Annotated in this window: 16 protein-coding genes; 6 read left to right on the plus strand and 10 right to left on the minus strand. The window is 69.2% G+C overall.

What is annotated here, in order from left to right; genetic code table 11:
• Position 1 precedes the first annotated feature (1 nt).
• Positions 2-256, minus strand: coding sequence for an HNH endonuclease (locus PSQ40_RS01670; protein WP_273948248.1), 255 nt, complete (start codon positions 254-256; stop codon positions 2-4).
• Positions 257-514: 258 nt separating this feature from the next.
• On the opposite strand from PSQ40_RS01670, the gene PSQ40_RS01675 reads away from it, so the two are divergent.
• Positions 515-685 carry an oxidoreductase-like domain-containing protein gene (locus PSQ40_RS01675; protein WP_273948249.1) on the plus strand — a complete coding sequence of 57 codons (171 nt, stop codon included), beginning with the start codon at positions 515-517 and terminating at the stop codon, positions 683-685.
• A gap of 82 nt (positions 686-767) precedes the next feature.
• On the opposite strand, the gene PSQ40_RS01680 is transcribed toward PSQ40_RS01675, so the two are convergent.
• Positions 768-1,781 (minus strand): Bug family tripartite tricarboxylate transporter substrate binding protein, encoded by a 1,014-nt coding sequence (locus PSQ40_RS01680; RefSeq protein ID WP_273948251.1) that lies wholly within the window; start codon positions 1,779-1,781, stop codon positions 768-770.
• A gap of 46 nt (positions 1,782-1,827) precedes the next feature.
• Positions 1,828-2,295 carry a DUF3237 domain-containing protein gene (locus PSQ40_RS01685; protein WP_273948252.1) on the minus strand — a complete coding sequence of 156 codons (468 nt, stop codon included), beginning with the start codon at positions 2,293-2,295 and terminating at the stop codon, positions 1,828-1,830.
• A gap of 89 nt (positions 2,296-2,384) precedes the next feature.
• On the opposite strand from PSQ40_RS01685, the gene PSQ40_RS01690 reads away from it, so the two are divergent.
• Positions 2,385-3,305 (plus strand): helix-turn-helix transcriptional regulator, encoded by a 921-nt coding sequence (locus PSQ40_RS01690; RefSeq protein ID WP_273948253.1) that lies wholly within the window; start codon positions 2,385-2,387, stop codon positions 3,303-3,305.
• A 182-nt stretch (positions 3,306-3,487) separates the two neighbouring features.
• On the opposite strand, the gene PSQ40_RS01695 is transcribed toward PSQ40_RS01690, so the two are convergent.
• The 5 genes from PSQ40_RS01695 to PSQ40_RS01715 form a co-directional block, all read right to left on the minus strand.
• The gene (locus PSQ40_RS01695) at positions 3,488-4,093 is read right to left on the minus strand and encodes a chromate transporter (protein ID WP_273948254.1); all 606 of its coding nucleotides are present in this window, start codon (positions 4,091-4,093) and stop codon (positions 3,488-3,490) included.
• A complete protein-coding gene (locus tag PSQ40_RS01700) occupies positions 4,090-4,707 on the minus strand; it encodes a chromate transporter (protein WP_273948255.1) in 618 nt (205 codons plus the stop codon). The genes PSQ40_RS01695 and PSQ40_RS01700 overlap by 4 nt, the downstream gene beginning before the upstream one ends.
• Before the next feature lie 96 nt (positions 4,708-4,803).
• Positions 4,804-6,945, minus strand: coding sequence for a 3-hydroxyacyl-CoA dehydrogenase NAD-binding domain-containing protein (locus tag PSQ40_RS01705; protein ID WP_273948258.1), 2,142 nt, complete (start codon positions 6,943-6,945; stop codon positions 4,804-4,806).
• A gap of 45 nt (positions 6,946-6,990) precedes the next feature.
• A complete protein-coding gene (locus tag PSQ40_RS01710) occupies positions 6,991-8,196 on the minus strand; it encodes an acetyl-CoA C-acetyltransferase (RefSeq protein ID WP_273948259.1) in 1,206 nt (401 codons plus the stop codon).
• 253 nt (positions 8,197-8,449) lie between these two features.
• The gene (locus PSQ40_RS01715) at positions 8,450-8,656 is read right to left on the minus strand and encodes a putative motility protein (RefSeq protein WP_273948261.1); all 207 of its coding nucleotides are present in this window, start codon (positions 8,654-8,656) and stop codon (positions 8,450-8,452) included.
• 178 nt (positions 8,657-8,834) lie between these two features.
• Between PSQ40_RS01715 and PSQ40_RS01720 the strand changes: the two genes are divergently transcribed.
• On the plus strand, positions 8,835-11,129 hold the full coding sequence (locus tag PSQ40_RS01720; RefSeq protein ID WP_273948262.1) for a putative bifunctional diguanylate cyclase/phosphodiesterase: 2,295 nt from the start codon (positions 8,835-8,837) through the stop codon (positions 11,127-11,129).
• A gap of 225 nt (positions 11,130-11,354) precedes the next feature.
• Positions 11,355-12,518 (plus strand): acyl-CoA dehydrogenase family protein, encoded by a 1,164-nt coding sequence (locus PSQ40_RS01725; RefSeq protein WP_273948264.1) that lies wholly within the window; start codon positions 11,355-11,357, stop codon positions 12,516-12,518.
• 60 nt (positions 12,519-12,578) lie between these two features.
• Here PSQ40_RS01725 and PSQ40_RS01730 read toward each other — a convergent pair whose 3' ends face one another.
• Positions 12,579-13,175: a 3-keto-disaccharide hydrolase gene (locus PSQ40_RS01730; protein ID WP_273948266.1), complete on the minus strand. Its 597-nt coding sequence runs from the start codon at positions 13,173-13,175 to the stop codon at positions 12,579-12,581.
• Between the two features lie 215 nt (positions 13,176-13,390).
• On the opposite strand from PSQ40_RS01730, the gene PSQ40_RS01735 reads away from it, so the two are divergent.
• On the plus strand, positions 13,391-13,522 hold the full coding sequence (locus tag PSQ40_RS01735) for a DUF3149 domain-containing protein (protein ID WP_273948267.1): 132 nt from the start codon (positions 13,391-13,393) through the stop codon (positions 13,520-13,522).
• Positions 13,523-13,574: 52 nt separating this feature from the next.
• Here the strand turns inward: PSQ40_RS01735 and PSQ40_RS01740 are convergent, their stop codons facing one another.
• Complete coding sequence (locus PSQ40_RS01740; RefSeq protein WP_273948269.1) at positions 13,575-14,231, minus strand: ABC transporter ATP-binding protein; 657 nt, start codon at positions 14,229-14,231, stop codon at positions 13,575-13,577.
• 107 nt (positions 14,232-14,338) lie between these two features.
• Here PSQ40_RS01740 and PSQ40_RS01745 point away from each other — a divergent pair, with 107 nt between their 5' ends.
• Entirely contained in the window at positions 14,339-16,243 is a 1,905-nt protein-coding gene (locus PSQ40_RS01745; RefSeq protein ID WP_273948270.1) for a B12-binding domain-containing radical SAM protein, read from the plus strand.
• Positions 16,244-16,333 lie beyond the last annotated feature (90 nt).

Consider the following 16,333-nt stretch of genomic DNA (forward strand, 5'->3'; position numbering starts at 1 on the left):
GTCAGTCGGTCGGCGCGCTGGCGTTGGGGGCTGAGGTCCGGGCGCTGAGGTGGTGCCGCTGGTGGTTGCAGCGTGCGTGGCTGATCGCCAGGTTGTCCTGGTGCCCGCTGCCGCCTTCGGCGCGCGGTCGGATGTGCTCCAGGGTCGCTTCGGCGTGGGGCACATGCTCACCACAGACCCAGCAGGGCACCTGGCCGTGCAGTTGACGGGCCACGGTTCGGTAGATTTTTTCGCGGGCGAGGCTCAGGCTGCTCATCGGTCAGGTCGGCGTGGAATCGGGGTGACAGGGGCTGGCGCGGGCCAGCCAGGTGCCAAGCATAGTGGATGCGCGGGGGCCGCTTTCGAACCGCGGCGGGGCAGGGGCTGCCGAACCGGGGGCCGTGTCGGGCGACCCGCCGGGCCAGCTCGGCGAGGGTTGGGCCTGAACCGCATCACGCCCAGGCGGCTCGGGGCCGGGGCCCGGCAAGGCACCGAGTCCTTTGCGGGCTTTGGCGGTGCGCGACAATGCGGCGCCATGAGCGACCTCCTCGACACCGATCCCCCACCCCAACCGCCCCCGCCCTTGGACTTGGACAGTTGCTGCGGCAATGGCTGCGACCCCTGTGTGGTGGACCTGCACGACCTGGCCATGGACGAGTACCGCCAGGCCTTGCGGGCCTGGCGCGCGCGGCAGCCCGCCGCCTGACCGCCGACAGGCCGCGGGGGCATGGCGTGATCAAGCGCCCGGGCGGGGCGCCGCTTCCCGGCGGCCGGGGCGCTGCGCGGCCTCAGTCGGCCTTGAAGCCTGTGGCGGCCACGGCCTTGCCCCAAGTCACGGTGTCGGCGGCGATGATGCGCGCGAACTCCTCGCGGCTGGTGCCGGTGACCTTGAAGCCCGCGTCCTCGAGCTTTTGCTTGCCATCGGGCGAGCGCACCGCCTTGGTGATGTCGGCGTTCAGGCGGGCCAGCAGTTCGGGGGGCGTCTTGGCCGGGGCCACGATGCCGAACCAGGAGTTGAACTCCAGGCTGCTGTAACCCTGCTCGCGCAGCGTGGGCACGTCGGGCAGCGCCTGGGTGCGGGTGCCGCCGGTGCTGCCCAAGGCGACCAGCTTGCCGGCTTTCACGTTCGGCGCGGCCAGGCCCACGCTGGCGAACACGCCCTGGACGTCGCCGCCGAACAGGCCGCCGAGTGCGTCGGTGGTGTTCTTGTAGTGCACGGCCTCGGGTTTGATGCCGACGGCGTCACCGAACATGAAGGCGCCAAAGTGGCCCGGTGTGCCCGCGCCAAAGGTCGCCATGAACATGCCTTTCTGGCTGCGGGTCCACTCAACGAATTCGCGCGCGTTGCGAGACGGCACTTTCTGCGGGTTGACCAGCAGCACGAAGTCGGCGGTCACCACCTGGCTGACCGGTGCAAAGTCCTTGGCCGGGTCGTAAGGCAGCTTGCTGTAGCTGTTGGGGGCAATGCTCATTTGGCCGGTCTCCGCCAGCATCAGGGTGTAGCCGTCGGCGGGGGCGCGTGCCGCTTCGCCCGCGGCGATCAGGCCACCGGCACCGGGTTTGTTGTCGACCACCACGCCCGCATTGCCCCAGGCCTCCGACAGCTTTTGCGCCAGTTGGCGCGCCACGATGTCGGGCCCGGTGCCGGCCGGAAAGCCCACGATGATGCGCACCGGCTTGTTGGGGTAGGGGGCGGGCGCGGTCTGGGCCTGCGCGCCCAGGCTCAGGGCGCTGAGGGTGCTACCGATCAGAGCGAGGGCCAGGGTGTGACGGCGCAGGGGCTTGGGCAGGTTCGAGGTCATGGTGTCTCCTTGGGTTCTAGGGGCAAATCAAGCGGTGCTGCGGCGTTCAAAGCAGCTCGTGGAAACGCATCAGCACCTGGCTGGGCTCGCGCTGGCCCACGCCGATGAACAGGCGCTCGGTGATCCATTGCAGCGCCGGGGCGGCGGTCTCAAAGCGGGGGCTGCAGCGGAAGTAGATCAGCGCCGGGTCAACGGGTTCGCCGCGCACCAGGCGGGCCATGGCCTCGGGCGGGCCGCTGCGCAGGGCGTGGTTCTGCACGTAGATCAGCTCACCGGCGTCGGTCTCCAGCACATAGCGGGCGTCCAGTTCGGCCAGGGTGTCGCTGACCAGCAGCTGAAAGTCGGCGCCCCCGGGCAGCACGCGGGCGGTCCAGCCCGGGCCCTGCACCTGGCCGCCCAGGATGGGGATCACGCGCCGCCGGCCGCGCGGGGTGGCGCCCACTTCCTGGGGGGCACCCACCTGCACCTGCAGGTCGGCAAAGGGGCGAAAAGAAGGCTGGGCGAAATCGGGCATGGGCTCTCCGAGGGCAGGGAGCCCTAGCGTAAGTCCCGTGGCGCCCGGGGGCTGTCATCCCTGAAGATGACAGCCATGGAGTACAGCCGATGAGAAAGTGGGTTCCCCCTGGGGCCGAAGGGCGTGGGGCGCTGGCGGGCGCCCGGACGGGCCACGCCGGTGCGGGGGGCGGCGCGTCCGCGCTGGCCGCGGCGGGGGGTGTGCTGGCTGAGGCCATTGACCACCTGGGCGAGCCCGACTTCCAGGCCGACCTGTTGCGCAGCCTGGGACCTGTGCTGCCGGCGGCGTCCTGGGCGGTCTACCGCACGGGCCTGGGGTGCCGACCGGCGCTGTTCATGTCGGGCAGCCACGGGGTGCCCGACACCACACGCGACTGCTGGCAGGCGTACCTGGCCGGCCCCTACCGCGTGGACCGCAGCCTGCACGCTGACTCACCCGCGGCGCCACCGGGCAGCCTGCAGCTGTGCCACATCACCGCGCGGGAGGTGGCCCAGGAACACCGCGCCTGCATCTACGAGGCCCATGGTGTGGCCGAGCGCTTGTCGATTGTGCAGACCGAGGGGCCTGACCACCTGTTCGCCGTCAACTTCTACCGCCACCAGCACCAGCGGGCCTTCACCGACGCCCAGGTGGGCGACTTCGAGGCCTTGTCACCGGCCTTGCTGGCCCTGGTGCGCAAGCACCTGCAGGTGGCCCAGCGGGCGGCCGAGCCCTGGGCCGCTGCGCCGAGCTCCGGGCCCCAGCCGGCCGACCCCAGCACCGGGGCCGTGGCCGGTGCCGTGGGGCCGGCCGAGTTGCGGCAGCGTTTGCGGGGCCTGTGCGCCAGCCTGACCGCGCGCGAACTCGAGGTCTGCGAGCGCCTGCTGCAAGGCTTGACCCAGGAAGGCATCGCTGCCGACCTGGGCCTGAGCCTGCCCACCGTCAAAACCTACCGCAACCGCGCTTTTGCGCGCCTGGGCATCCATTTCCGCAACGAGTTGTTTGCGCGTGTGTTGCAGCGCCCCACCTGAGGGCGGGGCCAAGCGCGGTCTGCGTCGTCCCTTCACTTGGACGCCTCACCAACGGCGGTCTTGCGTGCACCAGGAGCGCGGCTTCCGTGCCCCCGGCGGCGCGCTCTGGCGTCAGACCAGGGGGCCCGCTCCCGCGGACGGTCGCTTCGCTGCGCCCCCCGCAGCCGACCCGCCCGTGCGCCTCAGACCCAGCCGAATGCGCCCAGCACGGCCCCAACGGCCAGCAGCCACAGCAGGTGGATGCGCGTGCGCCACACCACCAGGCCCGCCACGCCGCTGAGGGCCCAGAGCCGCCCGTCCTGGGCCGGGTCGCCGCTGGCGCTGCCCAGGGTCCAGGCCGTGGCCAGCAGCAGGCCCACCACCAAGGGCGCCATGCCTTGCTTGAAGGCGCGCACACTGCGCAGGCCGCGGTTGCGGGCGGCCCAGCGGGTCGCCAGCCAGGTCAGCACGGTGCTGGGCAGCAACATGCCAAACAGGGTCAGGCCCATGCCCAGCAGGCCCAGCACGGCGCCCTGGGTGCTCAGGCCCCCTGCGCTGCTGGCGCCGGCGGCGTTCAGGCCCACGTTCCAGCCCATCAGCCCGATGAACAGCACATTCGGACCCGGCGCGGCCTGGGCGATGGCGATCGAGGCGTTGAACTGGGCTTCGGTCAGCCAGCGCTGTTGCAACACCAGGTAGCGGTGCATGTCCGGCACCAGGGTGATGGCGCCGCCCACCGCCAGCAGCGACAGCGCCATGTAATGCAGCATCAGGTGCAGCCAATCGAGTGCGCTCAGGTGCAAGGTCATGGCGCGATCTTTCGCCAGGTCAGGGCGCAGGCCACCAGACCCAGGCCCGGAATCACCCAGCCCAGGGGCCAGTGCATCAGGCCCACCATGCCAAAGCACAGGGCCGCCAACAGGGCGCACAAGGCCTGCCCCAGGGGGTGTTTGCGCAGGGGGGCGGCCAGTTTGAGGGCGGTGGCGCCGACCATGCCTGCGGCCACGGCCGCCATGCCGCGCAGGGCGCCGGCCAGGTGGGGGTCCTGGGCGTGTTGGGCATAGAACAGCGCAGCCCCCAGCACCACCAGGGTCGGGAAGGTCAGCATGCCTGCCAGCGCGGCCACGGCGCCACGCCAGCCGAAATAGCGCTCGCCAATCATGACCGACAGGTTCACCACATTGGGGCCGGGCATGATCTGCGCCACCGCCCATTCTTCGGCGAATTCCTCGTTGGTCATCCACTGCTTTTTCTCGACCAGCTCGCGCTGCACCACTGCCAGCACGCCACCAAAGCCCTGCAGGGCCAGGATGCTGAACGAGAAAAACAGGTCGCTCAACGAGCGGGGTTGCGGGCGCGGCGCAGCAGCGGCCGCCGCGCAGGGCTCGCTGGGCCGCTCGGGCTGGGGACGGGGCGTGGACATGGTCCGATTATCGCCATGCCAACGCCGCGCTCGGGGCTGGGCACCCGCAAAAAAGGGGCCGTTTTCGCGGCCCCTGGCGGCGCGACTGGCGTGGGCTCAGTACACCGGGCGGTGGGCCTCGAGGGCTGCGCGCGTGGTGGCGTCGACGGCGAAGCCCGGGCCAAAGCGCTGCGCGAGTTGTTCGGCGCGCTGCAGGAACGCGGGCAGACCCATGCCGTAAATGAACTGCAGCGCCCCCCCGGTCCAGGCGGGGAAGCCGATGCCGAAGATCGAGCCCACGTTGCCGTCGTGCACGCTGGTCAGCACCCTCTCGGCCAGGCAGCGTGCGGTCTCGATGGCCTGGCGGTAGAGCAGGCGGTCCTTGATGTCCTGCAGGTCCCAGGGCTGGTCGGGCTTTTCAAACAGCAGGCGCAGTTCGGGCCAGAGCCGCTTTTTCTGGCCGGCGGGGTAGTCGTAGAAGCCGCCGCCACCGGCCCGGCCGGGGCGTTTGAGTTCCTTGACCATGCGTTCGACCAGCAACTCGCCGGGGCTGGCGGTGTAGGTTTGGCCCAGGGCCGCCAGGTCGGCCCGGGTTTGCTCCAGCACGTGCACACTCAGGCTCAAGGCGGTTTCGTCGAGCACCGCGAGCGGGCCGACCGGCATGCCGGCCTGCATGGCCGCGTTCTCGATCACGGGCGCCGGGACCCCTTCGCCCAGCAGGGCCGCGCCTTCCATGACGTAGGTGCCAAAGGTGCGGCTGGTGTAGAAACCCCGAGCGTCGTTGACCACGATCGGCACCTTGCCCAGCGCCTGCACGTAGTCGTAGGCGCGCGCCACGGTGGCGTCGTCGGTTTGCTGGCCGCGGATGATCTCGACCAGTTTCATTTTGTCGACCGGGCTGAAAAAGTGAATCCCGACAAAGCGCTCGGGCCGGGCGCTGGCCTGGGCCAGGCCACTGATGGGCAGGGTCGAGGTGTTGCTGGCCCAGAAGCCGTCGGGCGCCAGTTGCGGCTCGGCCTCCTGGGTCACCTGGGCCTTGAGCTCGCGGTTCTCGAACACCGCCTCGATGATCAGGTCACAGCCTTGCAAGGCGGCGCTCTGGTCGGTGGTTTCGATGCGGTCCAGCAGCGCTTGCTGCGCTTCGGCGCTGAGCTTGCCTTGCTCGACCTTGGCCTGGGTCAGCTGTCGGCTGTAGCCCTTGCCCGCCTCGGCCCGCTCCAGGCTGACGTCCTTTAGCACGGTCTGGATGCCCCGGCTGGCCTGCACGTAGGCGATGCCGGCGCCCATCATGCCGGCCCCCAGCACGCCCACTTTTTGCGGCTGGTAGCGCGGGCTGGTGCCCGGGCGGGATTGGCCGCTCTTGATGGCGTTGAGGTTGTGGAAGAAGGTGTTGATCATGTTCTTGGCCACCGGGCTGACGATCAGCTGGGCCAGGTAACGGCTTTCGATGCGCAGGGCGGTGTCAAAGTCGACCTGGGCGCCTTCGACCATCGCGGCCAGCGCCGCTTCCGGTGCGGGGTAGAGGCCGCGCGTGGTCTTCTTGAGCACCGCGGGCGCCACGGTCAGGGCGCTGGCGATCTTCGGGTGGCTGGGGGTGCCCCCGGGGATCTTGTAGTGCTTGTCGTCCCAGGGTTGGCGCGACTCGGGGTGGCTGGCGATCCAGGCCAGCGCGGCCGGGCGCAGGTCTTCGGGGCGGTTGACCAGGGCGTGCACCAGCTGCAGTTCGAGTGCCTGGCGCGGGTTGAACAGCTTGCCCTCGAGCAGGTAGGGCTGGGCGCCCATGAGGCCCAGCAGGCGCGTCATTTTGGTGATGCCGCTGGCGCCAGGGATCAAGCCCAGCGTCACCTCGGGCAGACCAAACTGGATCTTCGGGTGGTCCACCGCGATGCGGTGGTGACCGATCAGCGCCACCTCCCAGCCGCCGCCCAGCGCCGTGCCGTTGAGGCAGCTGACCACCGGGATGCCCAGGGTCTCGAGGGTGCGGAAGTTCTTTTTGGTTTGCTCGATGTCGGCAAACACGCGCTGGGCGTCCTCGGGCTGCAGGCGCATGGTGGCCTTGAGGTCGGCCCCGGCAAAGAACGTGGTTTTGGCCGACGCGAGGATCAGGCCCTTGAGTTGGGTGCGGTCGGCCAGCACGCGTGCGGTGACCTCGGTGAGGTCCTGCTGCCAGGCCTGGCACATGGTGTTGACGGCCGAGCCGGGCTCGTCAAAGGTCAGGGTGGCGATGCCGTCGGCGAGTTCGTAGCGAATGGTGTTCAAGGCAATGTCTCCGTCGTTCTGGGGGGAGGGCGGGCGCGTGGCGGTTCAGAGGCGCTCGACGATGGTGGCAATGCCCATGCCGCCGCCGACGCACAGCGTGGCCAGGCCGTAGCGCAGCTGCCGGCGCTCGAGCTCGTCGATCAGGGTGCCCAGGATCATGGCGCCCGTGGCACCCAGCGGGTGGCCCATGGCGATGGCACCACCGTTGACGTTGACCTTGTCGTGCGGCACGCCCAACTCCTTCATGAAGCGCATGGGCACGGCGGCAAAGGCCTCGTTGACTTCAAACAGATCGATGTCGTGCACGCCGAGGCCGGCCCGCGCCAGGGCCTTCAGCGTGGCGGGCACGGGCCCGGTCAGCATGATGGTGGGGTCGGCGCCGCTCAGCGCGGTGGCGACAATGCGCGCGCGCGGGGTCAGGCCATGCTCGCGCGCTGCGGCATCGGACCCGATCAACACCGCTGCCGCGCCATCCACGATGCCCGAGGCGTTGCCCGCATGGTGCACATGGTGGATGCGTTCCACCTGTGGGTAGCGTTGCAGGGCGACCGCGTCGAAACCCATGGCGCCGAGTTGCTCGAACGAGGGCTTGAGGGCTGCCAGGCCCTCCATCGTGGTGTGCGGCTTGATGAACTCGTCCTGCGCCAGGATGGTTTGGCCCAGCGCGTCGCGCACTGGCACCACCGAGCGCGCAAAGTAGCCCGCGGCCTGCGCCGAGCTGGCACGGCGCTGCGACGTCAGGGCGAAGGCGTCGACGTCCTGGCGGCTGTAACCGTCCAGGGTGGCGATCAGGTCGGCACCAATGCCCTGGGGCACGAACAGGGTGGCTGAGTTGGTCTCAGGGTCCTGGGCCCAGGCGCCCCCGTCCGAGCCAATGGGCACGCGGCTCATGCTCTCGACACCACCCGCCACCACCAGGTCCTCCCAGCCCGAGCGCACTTTTTGCGCGGCCAGGTTGACGGCCTCGAGGCCCGAGGCACAAAAACGGTTCACCTGCACGCCGGCGCAGCGGAAGTCCCAACCGGCTTTGAGCGCCGCCACCTTGGGCAGCACCGAGCCCTGCTCGCCAATCGGCGACACGATGCCCATCACCACATCGTCGACCCGCGCGGTGTCAAAGCCATGGCGGGCTTGCAGGTCTCGCAGCAGGCCCGCCAGCAGGTTGATGGGCTTGACCTCGTGCAGGCTTCCCTCCTTTTTGCCCTTGCCGCGGGGCGTGCGAAGGGCGTCGAACACATAGGCTTCGGTCATGACAAGTCTCCAACTGGGTGGGGCGGCCGGGCGCCCGGGGACGCTGCAGCGCCGGTTTGCCTGCGCAGTATATATTTTGAAAAGCATTTGCTCTGTAAAAATCGAGACAGCCCCCGATGCGGCCCCCCGGGCGACACGATCAGGGGCCCGGGCGCTGGCGCCGGGCGCAAAAAAACCCGCCGGCGCGGCGCGCGGGCGGGGGCTTGGGACGGCGGGTGGGGCGGCTTGGTGCTGACTGAGCGCCGGGGCCCTGTCAGGCGTAGGTGTTGAGCTGGGTGCCCAGCGAGCCCGACGTGGCCAGGGCAGGGGGCACCTGGGGCAGGCTTTGGATCAGGTCCGCCGCCGCGCTGGCCTGGGTGTCCAGCGCCTTGCGCAGCACCAGGACATTGACGGCGTCCGGGCTGCCACTTTGGGTGGCGGCGGTGGCGGACTGCACGGCGGGGGTGCTGCTGATGTTCATGGTGGCTCCAGGGCGGCGGGGGCAGATGGGCCGCACTTTAGCGGACTCGCGCGCCTCGTGGGAAATTATTTGGCGCTTTGCGACACAACACACGGCCCGGACCAGCACTAGCACTTTGGATATTCACATCTCGAAACAGTGGCGCTAGCATGGGGCTTTACGGCTTCAGTGAGCGACCATGCCCGATGCGCTGTTTCCGCGCCCGATGGACGACGATGTCACGCTGATCGCCCTGGTCAAGACGGCCGGGTGGACGGTGCTGGTGGTGGCGTTCGGCATCCTGCTGGCCCTGTTGGCCCAGGACGACGTGCCCTGGCTGCATGTGTGGCTGCATGTGGGCGCGGTGCTGCTGGGGGCGGTCACGGTCTGGGGGGTGGCGCGCGGGCGGGTGGTGTTTGCAGCGCGCACCGTGGTGTGGGGCATGTGGGTGCTGGCCACCCTGGTCACCGTCAACAACGGCGGGGTGCGCGGGCCCAACCTGCTCAATTTTCTGGTGATGGTGGTGTTTGCGGGCTGGGTGCTGGGCACGCGGGCCACCCTGGCGCTGACGGCTTGTACCTCCGTGCTGTTCGTTGGCTTGCTGTGGGGCGACACCCAGGACCTGATCCCACCGGCCCACTTTGAGAACCGTGTCGCCTACGGCATCTACCTGGCCGGCATCCTGAGCCTGACGGCCTACATGACGCTGATGTCGCGGCGCAGTTACCTGGGGCAGTTGCGCGAGGCCCAGCGCATCGCGGCCGACCTGGCCGGCCGCGAGCGGGAGTTGCGCAAGCTGCAACTGGCGGTCGAACAGAGCCCCGAATGCATCGTCATCACCGACCTGGCCCAGCGCATCGAGTACGCCAACCCGGCCCTGGAGCGCAGCCTGGGCCTGAGCCCCGGTGAGGCGCTGGGGCGCTTGTCGGGCGAACTGTCCACCCTGGGTTTGAGTGCGCAGCAGCAAGGCGAACTGCAGCAGGCCCGCTTGCAGGGCGAAGGCTGGAGCGGTGAGCTGTCGCGCCGCCGCCGCGACGGGCAAAGCTGTGTGGAATGGCTGGTGGTGGCGCCGATCCGCCAGCCCGATGGCGCGGTCACGCACTGGGTGGAGATCAAGCACGACATCACCGAGCGCCGCCGCGCCGCGGCCGAGATCCACCGCCTGGCCTATTTCGACAGCCTCACCGGTCTGCCCAACCGCGCCGCCTTGCTGGAACGGCTGCAGATGCTGAGTTGGCGCGACACCCCACCGCAGGCGCTGCTGCAGCTCAACCTGGCGCGCTTTCGCACCTTCAACGAGGCGCGAGGCCAGGAGGTGGGTGACCGCCTGTTGCGCGCGGTGGCGCAGCGCCTGGGCCAGGGCCTGCCCGAGGGCGGCCGCACCTACCGCTTGGGCGCCGACGAGTTTGCCATCCTGCTGCCCGGACAGGAGCGCGACGAGACCGTGGCGGCCGCGCGTGCACTGGCCTTTGCCGAGCGCCTGCACGCGGCGCTGCAAGAGCCGCTGTCACTGGGCGAGGGGGCGGCCGCGGCGGAGGGTGGGGCGTCCGAGGACAGCTGCCGCGTGGCCTGCTGCCTGGGCATCACCCTCTACCCGCAGCGCGGTGACGACGCGCCCCAGGACGGCCTGCGCCGGTGCGGCACCGCGCTGCACGACGCCCGGGCGCGTGGCCCGGGGCACAGCCGCTTTTACGAGCCCGGCATGGCCGAGGCCGCCGAGCGCCGTTTCGTGCTGGAGCGCGAACTGCGCCAGGCGGTGGCCGGCGACGAGCTGGTGATCTACCTGCAGTCCCAGGTCAACACCCAGGGCACCCTGTGCGGCGCCGAGGTGCTGGTGCGCTGGCAGCACCCACAGCGCGGCTTGGTGCCGCCGGGCGAGTTCATCCCCGTGGCCGAGGAGTCGGGCCTCATCGTCGCCGTGGGCGACTGGGTGCTGCTGCGGGCTTGCCAGTGGTTGGCCCGCCATGCCCCGGACCTGCCGGGCTTTCGCCTGTCGGTCAATCTCAGCCCGCGCCAGTTTGCCCGGCCCGGCTTTGTGGAGCACCTGCAGGCCTGTCTGCGTGACACCGGTGTCAACCCGGCCCAGCTGACGCTCGAGGTCACCGAGGGCGTGGTGATTGGCGACTTCGAAGACGCGGTGGCCAAGATGCGCCAGTTGGCGGCGCTGGGCATCGAGTTTTCGCTCGATGACTTTGGCACCGGCTATTCCTCGTTGGCCTACCTCAAGCGCTTGCCGATCCATGAACTGAAGATCGACAAGAGCTTTGTGCAGTGCGCGCCCGACAGCCCGGACGACGCCTCGCTGGTCGACAGCATCTTGCTGGTGGCCGAGCGGCTGCGCCTTCGCGTGGTGGCCGAAGGCGTGGAGACGCAGGCCCAGGCCGATTTCATGGGGCAGCGCCTGCCCTCGGTCCTCTACCAGGGCTACTGGCTGGGGCGGCCGCAGCCCGCAGACCAGTGGCTGGCTGGGTTGAACCCAACGCCCCGTCACTGAACCCGGGCGCGCGCAGACTGGGCGGGCCGAGTCCCGCCGCCGCCCGCCGCCCGCCGCCGCCCGCCGCCGCCCGCCGCCGCCCGCCGCCGCCCGCCGGGGCGGGCGCGGGCGCGGGCAACCCAGCCGGGCCGAGGCTTGGCATAATTTAGAAAAGCATTTGCTTTTTAAAAATAGACCCAAGCCTTTGGCGCGGGCTCCGCCGCCGCCTCAACAGGAGACAAAACCATGATTGAACGCACCCTTTTCAGCCCCGAGCACGAGGCTTTCCGCGACAGTTTCCGGCGCTTTTGCACGCAGGAGATCGCCCCCCACCACGCCGCCTGGGAAGAGCAGGGCTACGTCGATCGCGAGGTCTGGCGCCGGGCGGGCGAGAACGGTTTTCTGTGCATGTCGTTGCCCGAGGCCTACGGCGGCGCCGGGGCCGACCGCCTGTACTCGGTGGCCCAGATGGAGGTGCTGTCTGCGGGCGGTTACAGCGGCATTGGCTTTGGGCTGCACAGCGAGATCGTCGCGCCTTACTTGCTGCATTACGGCACCGAAGCCCAGAAGCAGCATTACCTGCCTCGGCTGGCGCGCGGCGAGATGGTGGGCGCCATCGCCATGAGCGAGCCGGCTGCGGGCAGCGACCTGCAAGGCATCAAGACCACCGCGCTGCGGCAGGACGACGGCAGCTACCTGCTCAACGGCAGCAAGACCTTCATCACCAATGGCTGGCATGCCGATCTGGTGATCGTGGTGGCCAAGACCCAGCCCGCAGCGGGGGCCAAGGGCACCAGCCTGTTCCTGGTCGAGCGCGGCATGCCCGGCTTCGACAAAGGCCAGCGCCTCAAGAAACTCGGCATGAAGGCCCAGGACACCTCGGAGCTGTTCTTCAACAACGTGCGCCTGCCGGCGGACAGCCTGCTCGGTGGCGAGGCCCAGCTGAACCGGGGCTTCATCTGCCTGATGGAGCAACTGCCCTGGGAGCGCCTGCAAATCGCCATCGGTGCGGTGGCCGCAGCCCAGGCCGCGATCGGCTGGACGCTCGATTACGTCAAGCAACGCCAGGTGTTTGGCCAGAGCGTGGCGGCGTTTCAGAACACCCGCTACACCCTGGCGGAATTGCAGACCGAAGTGCAGGTGGCCCAGGTGTTTGTCGACAAATGCGTGGAGTTGCTCGAGGCCGGGACGCTGGACACCGCCACCGCCAGCATGGCCAAGTACTGGTGCTCGGACCTGCAGTGCAAGGTCATGGACGAGTGCGTGCAACTGCACGGCGGCTATGGCTACATGTGGGAGTACCCGATCACGCGTGCCTACGCCGACGCGCGGGTGCAGCGCATCTACGGCGGCACCAACGAGATCATGAAAGAGGTCATTTCCCGCGCCATGGGCCTTGGCGGGCGCTGAGGCCGGGTCGCGCGACCTGAGCACGGCGCCTGACCGCGGACGGCCAGGCGCCGACCGGGTTCAGAGGCGTTGAATCTCGACTTTGCGGAACTTCACCGTGCCGCGGCCCCATTGCAAGGCGATGGGGCCTTGGCTGAGCTGGCGATCCTGCACATCGGCGGTGGTCTGCCCGTTCAGCACCACGGTCAGCTGCGGGCCCTTGGCCGTCACCACCATGGTGTTCCAGCGGCCACCGGCTTTGGGCATCGGGTTGACCTTGGCCACATTGACGATGGCCCCGGTGCCGTAGCTGGGGTCGGGGCGCTGGTCGAAGAAGTTGGCTTCGTAGCAGGTCTTGTCGTTGATGTTCTTGGGCTCGGCGCAGCGGAAGAAGATGCCGCTGTTGGCGTCGTCGCTGACCCACACCTCGGCGCGGATCACAAAGTCCCGGTAGGACTCGCGGGTCACCAGGTAGGCCGGCACCTTGCCGCCCTGGTCGGCGGCGAGCACGCCGTCGGTCCAAGTCCAGTTGGCCTCGGCCACGCGGTCAAAGGCGGCCAGGCCTTGGCCTGGCGGGATCAGGGGCTGAAAGCCGGCCTGAGGGCCTGGGCTGGCGCAGCCCGCCAGGGCCAGCACGGTCAGGGCCGCCAGGGCCGGCATCGAGCGAATCGGGGTCATGTAGGGGTCTCCTCTTGGCTTGCCCTCCATCGGGGCCAACGCAGCATACAAGCTCGCGTCACCCCCCGCCAGTCGCTTGTGCGCGACCTGGGGTGTGTTGATCTGCATCAGTGGACTTGCAAGGGGCTAACTCAGCGTGATTTTTCTCAAGGTTGGCCCCACCTCGCCTGCCCACAGTGGAGGCTTCTCATAGCCTTTACCGGGCGAGGTGTCCCATGAAACTGTTGCACGACCTGATTTCCACCGACTACGGCCTGATGAGCCTGATCGGCATCCTCTTCATGCTGGGCATGGGGGTGTTCTTTTTGCGCCTGTTCCTCAACAAGGTGGGCGCCGGTCCGCGCTGAAGCGGAGCGCCCGGCACGTCAAGCGGCCTTGCCTGGGGTCCCCGGCGCGGGCTCAGTCGCCCAGGTCCAGTTGGCCGCTCAGGGGCACGCCTGCGGGCGCGCTGTAAGCGGCGATGACCCAGGCCCGCTCGGTGTGCTGGGCGGCCTCGCGCAACAGTTCGCGCAGGAAATCGATCGAGCCGCGGTCCAGTGCCGCGAAGGGCTCGTCCATCAGCGTCAGCGGCGTGCCACTGGCCAGGGTCGCGGCCAGCCAGACCTTGCGCCGCGTGCCGGTGGACAGCATGTAGAGCGATTTGTCGAGGTGCTGGGCCAGATCCAGGCCTTCGATCAGGTCGGCCAGGGCGTCATCGCTGAACCGGGGGTGGCGCTGCCGTGCCTGATCAAAACACGCGGCCGGGCGCAAGGCGTCCTGGCCCGCCAGCCCGTTGGGGAACCAGGCCACTTGCGAGCGCCAAGCCGCGGGGGCTGCCTGGGGGGCGGACCAGGGCAGGGCGCCCAGTTGCAGCGCGCCGGCCTGGGGCTGCAACTCGCCGGCCAGCAAACGCAGCAAGGTGGTCTTGCCCCGGCTTTCGCCGCCGCCCACCCAGCTCACCCCCGGGGCCAGGCTGGCGCTGAGTTGGCTGAACACCGGGACCGGGCTCTGGCGGCCCTCGGCGGGGTGGGCAAAGTCAAGTTGGCGGATCTGCAGCAGGGGAGAACGCGGGGTCATGGGGGCAGTGGGAGGTCGTTGAGGGCGGCTACGCCTATGATCATCGCATCAACCGGCGCGGTTCTGACCGTCCGCGCCGCCCCCGCTTCTTGCCTGATCCTGCCCCGATGTCTGCTTCTCCTGTCCGCGTGCTGGCGCTCATCCCCCCGATGACCCAGCTCAACACGCCTTACCCCTCCACGGCCTACCTGACCGGTTTTTTGCGCGCCCAGGGGATCGCGGCACAGCAGGAGGACCTGGCCCTGGGCCTGGTGTTGGCGTTGTTCTCGCCCGAGGGCCTGCGCCAGGTGCGGGCGGTGATCGAGGCCGAGCCCGAGCGCCCGCAGACGGCGCGCGTGCAGCTGTTCCTGGACCAGTTTGACCGCTATGTGGCCACCTTGGCGCCCACCATGGCTTTTTTGCAAGGCCGCGACCTGACGCTGGCGCACCGCATCGCCAGCCGCCAGTTCCTGCCCGAGGGGCCCCGGTTTGAGTCGCTCGAGGTCTACCTGGCCGAGGAGGGCGACGACCCCCTGGCCTGGGCCTTTGGTGCCCTGGGCCAGCAAGACCGGGCGCGCCACCTGGCCACGCTGTACCTCAATGACCTGGCCGATGTGCTGCGCGACGCGGTGGACCCGCGCTTCGAGTTCGTGCGCTACGCCGAATCGCTGGCGGCGGCACAGCCCACCTTTGACCCCCTGGCCGAGGCCTTGGCCGCGCCGCACAACCTGGTTGACAGCACCTTGCACCGGCTGACGCTCGACGCGGTGGCGCGCCATGCGCCCACGGTGGTCCTGATCTCGGTGCCTTTTCCGGGCGCCGTGTACGGCGCCTTCCGCATGGCCCAGGCCATCAAGGCACACCACCCCCAGGTGGTGACGGTGCTGGGCGGCGGCTTTGTCAACACCGAGCTGCGCGAACTGGCCGAGCCGCGGGTGTTTGATTACTTTGACTACGTCACCCTGGACGCCGGCGAGCGGCCGCTGATGGCGCTGTTGGAGCACCTGCAAGGCCGCCGCTCGGCCCAGCGCCTGGTGCGCACCTTCGTGCGCGACGAAGGCAGCGGCGCGGTGCGCTGGATCCATTTCGCCGAGCCCGATGTGCCGTTCGAGCAGGTCGGCACGCCGACCTGGGACGGCTTGCCCTTGCAGCGCTACCTGTCGCTGCTGGACATGCTCAACCCCATGCACCGCCTGTGGAGTGACGGGCGCTGGAACAAGCTCACGGTGGCCCATGGCTGCTACTGGAAGAAGTGCAGCTTCTGCGACGTCAGCCTGGACTACATCTCGCGCTACGAAACCGCCAGCGCCGCCGCCCTGGTCGACCGCATCGAGGCCATCGTCGCCGAGACGGGCCAGACAGGCTTCCATTTTGTGGACGAGGCGGCCCCGCCCAAGTCACTCAAGGCGCTGGCCCAGGAACTGCAGCGCCGCGGCACGTCGATCTCCTGGTGGGGCAACATCCGCTTTGAGAAGTCCTTCACCCCCGAGCTGTGCCAGCAACTGGCCGACAGCGGCTGCATCGCGATCTCGGGCGGGCTGGAGGTGGCTTCGGACCGCCTGCTGAACCTGATGAAAAAAGGGGTGTCGGTCGAGCAGGTGGCGCGCGTCACGCGCAGCCTCACCGACGCGGGCATCCTGGTGCATGCCTACCTGATGTACGGTTTTCCGACCCAGACGGTGCAGGACACGGTGGACGCGCTGGAATACGTGCGCCAGTTGTTCGAGAATGGCTGCATCCAGTCGGGCTTCTGGCACCGCTTCGTCTGCACGGTGCACTCGCCCGTGGGGCAGAACCCGCAAGACTACGGCGTGTCCCTGGTGCCCTTGCCACCGGGCCAGTTTGCGCGCAACGACATCGCCTTCCGCGACCCCACGGGGGTCGACCACGACGCCTTGGGCGTGGGCCTCAAAAAGGCCATCTACAACTACATGCACGGCATCGGCCTGGAGCAGGACGTGCGCAACTGGTTTGATTTTCACGTGCCCAAGACCACGGTCAAACGCCACACCATCGCCCGCGCCCTGGCCTGACGCGGCGGCCTTCAGGGGCCGTGGGCAGGGGGATGGGTTTTGGGGCCCCGCCTGGGGCCGCTGTCACGCCGAGCTTTCACCGCACCTTGA

The sequence above is a fragment of the Curvibacter cyanobacteriorum genome (assembly GCF_028649475.1).
GTDB classification, from domain to species: domain Bacteria; phylum Pseudomonadota; class Gammaproteobacteria; order Burkholderiales; family Burkholderiaceae_C; genus Curvibacter; species Curvibacter cyanobacteriorum.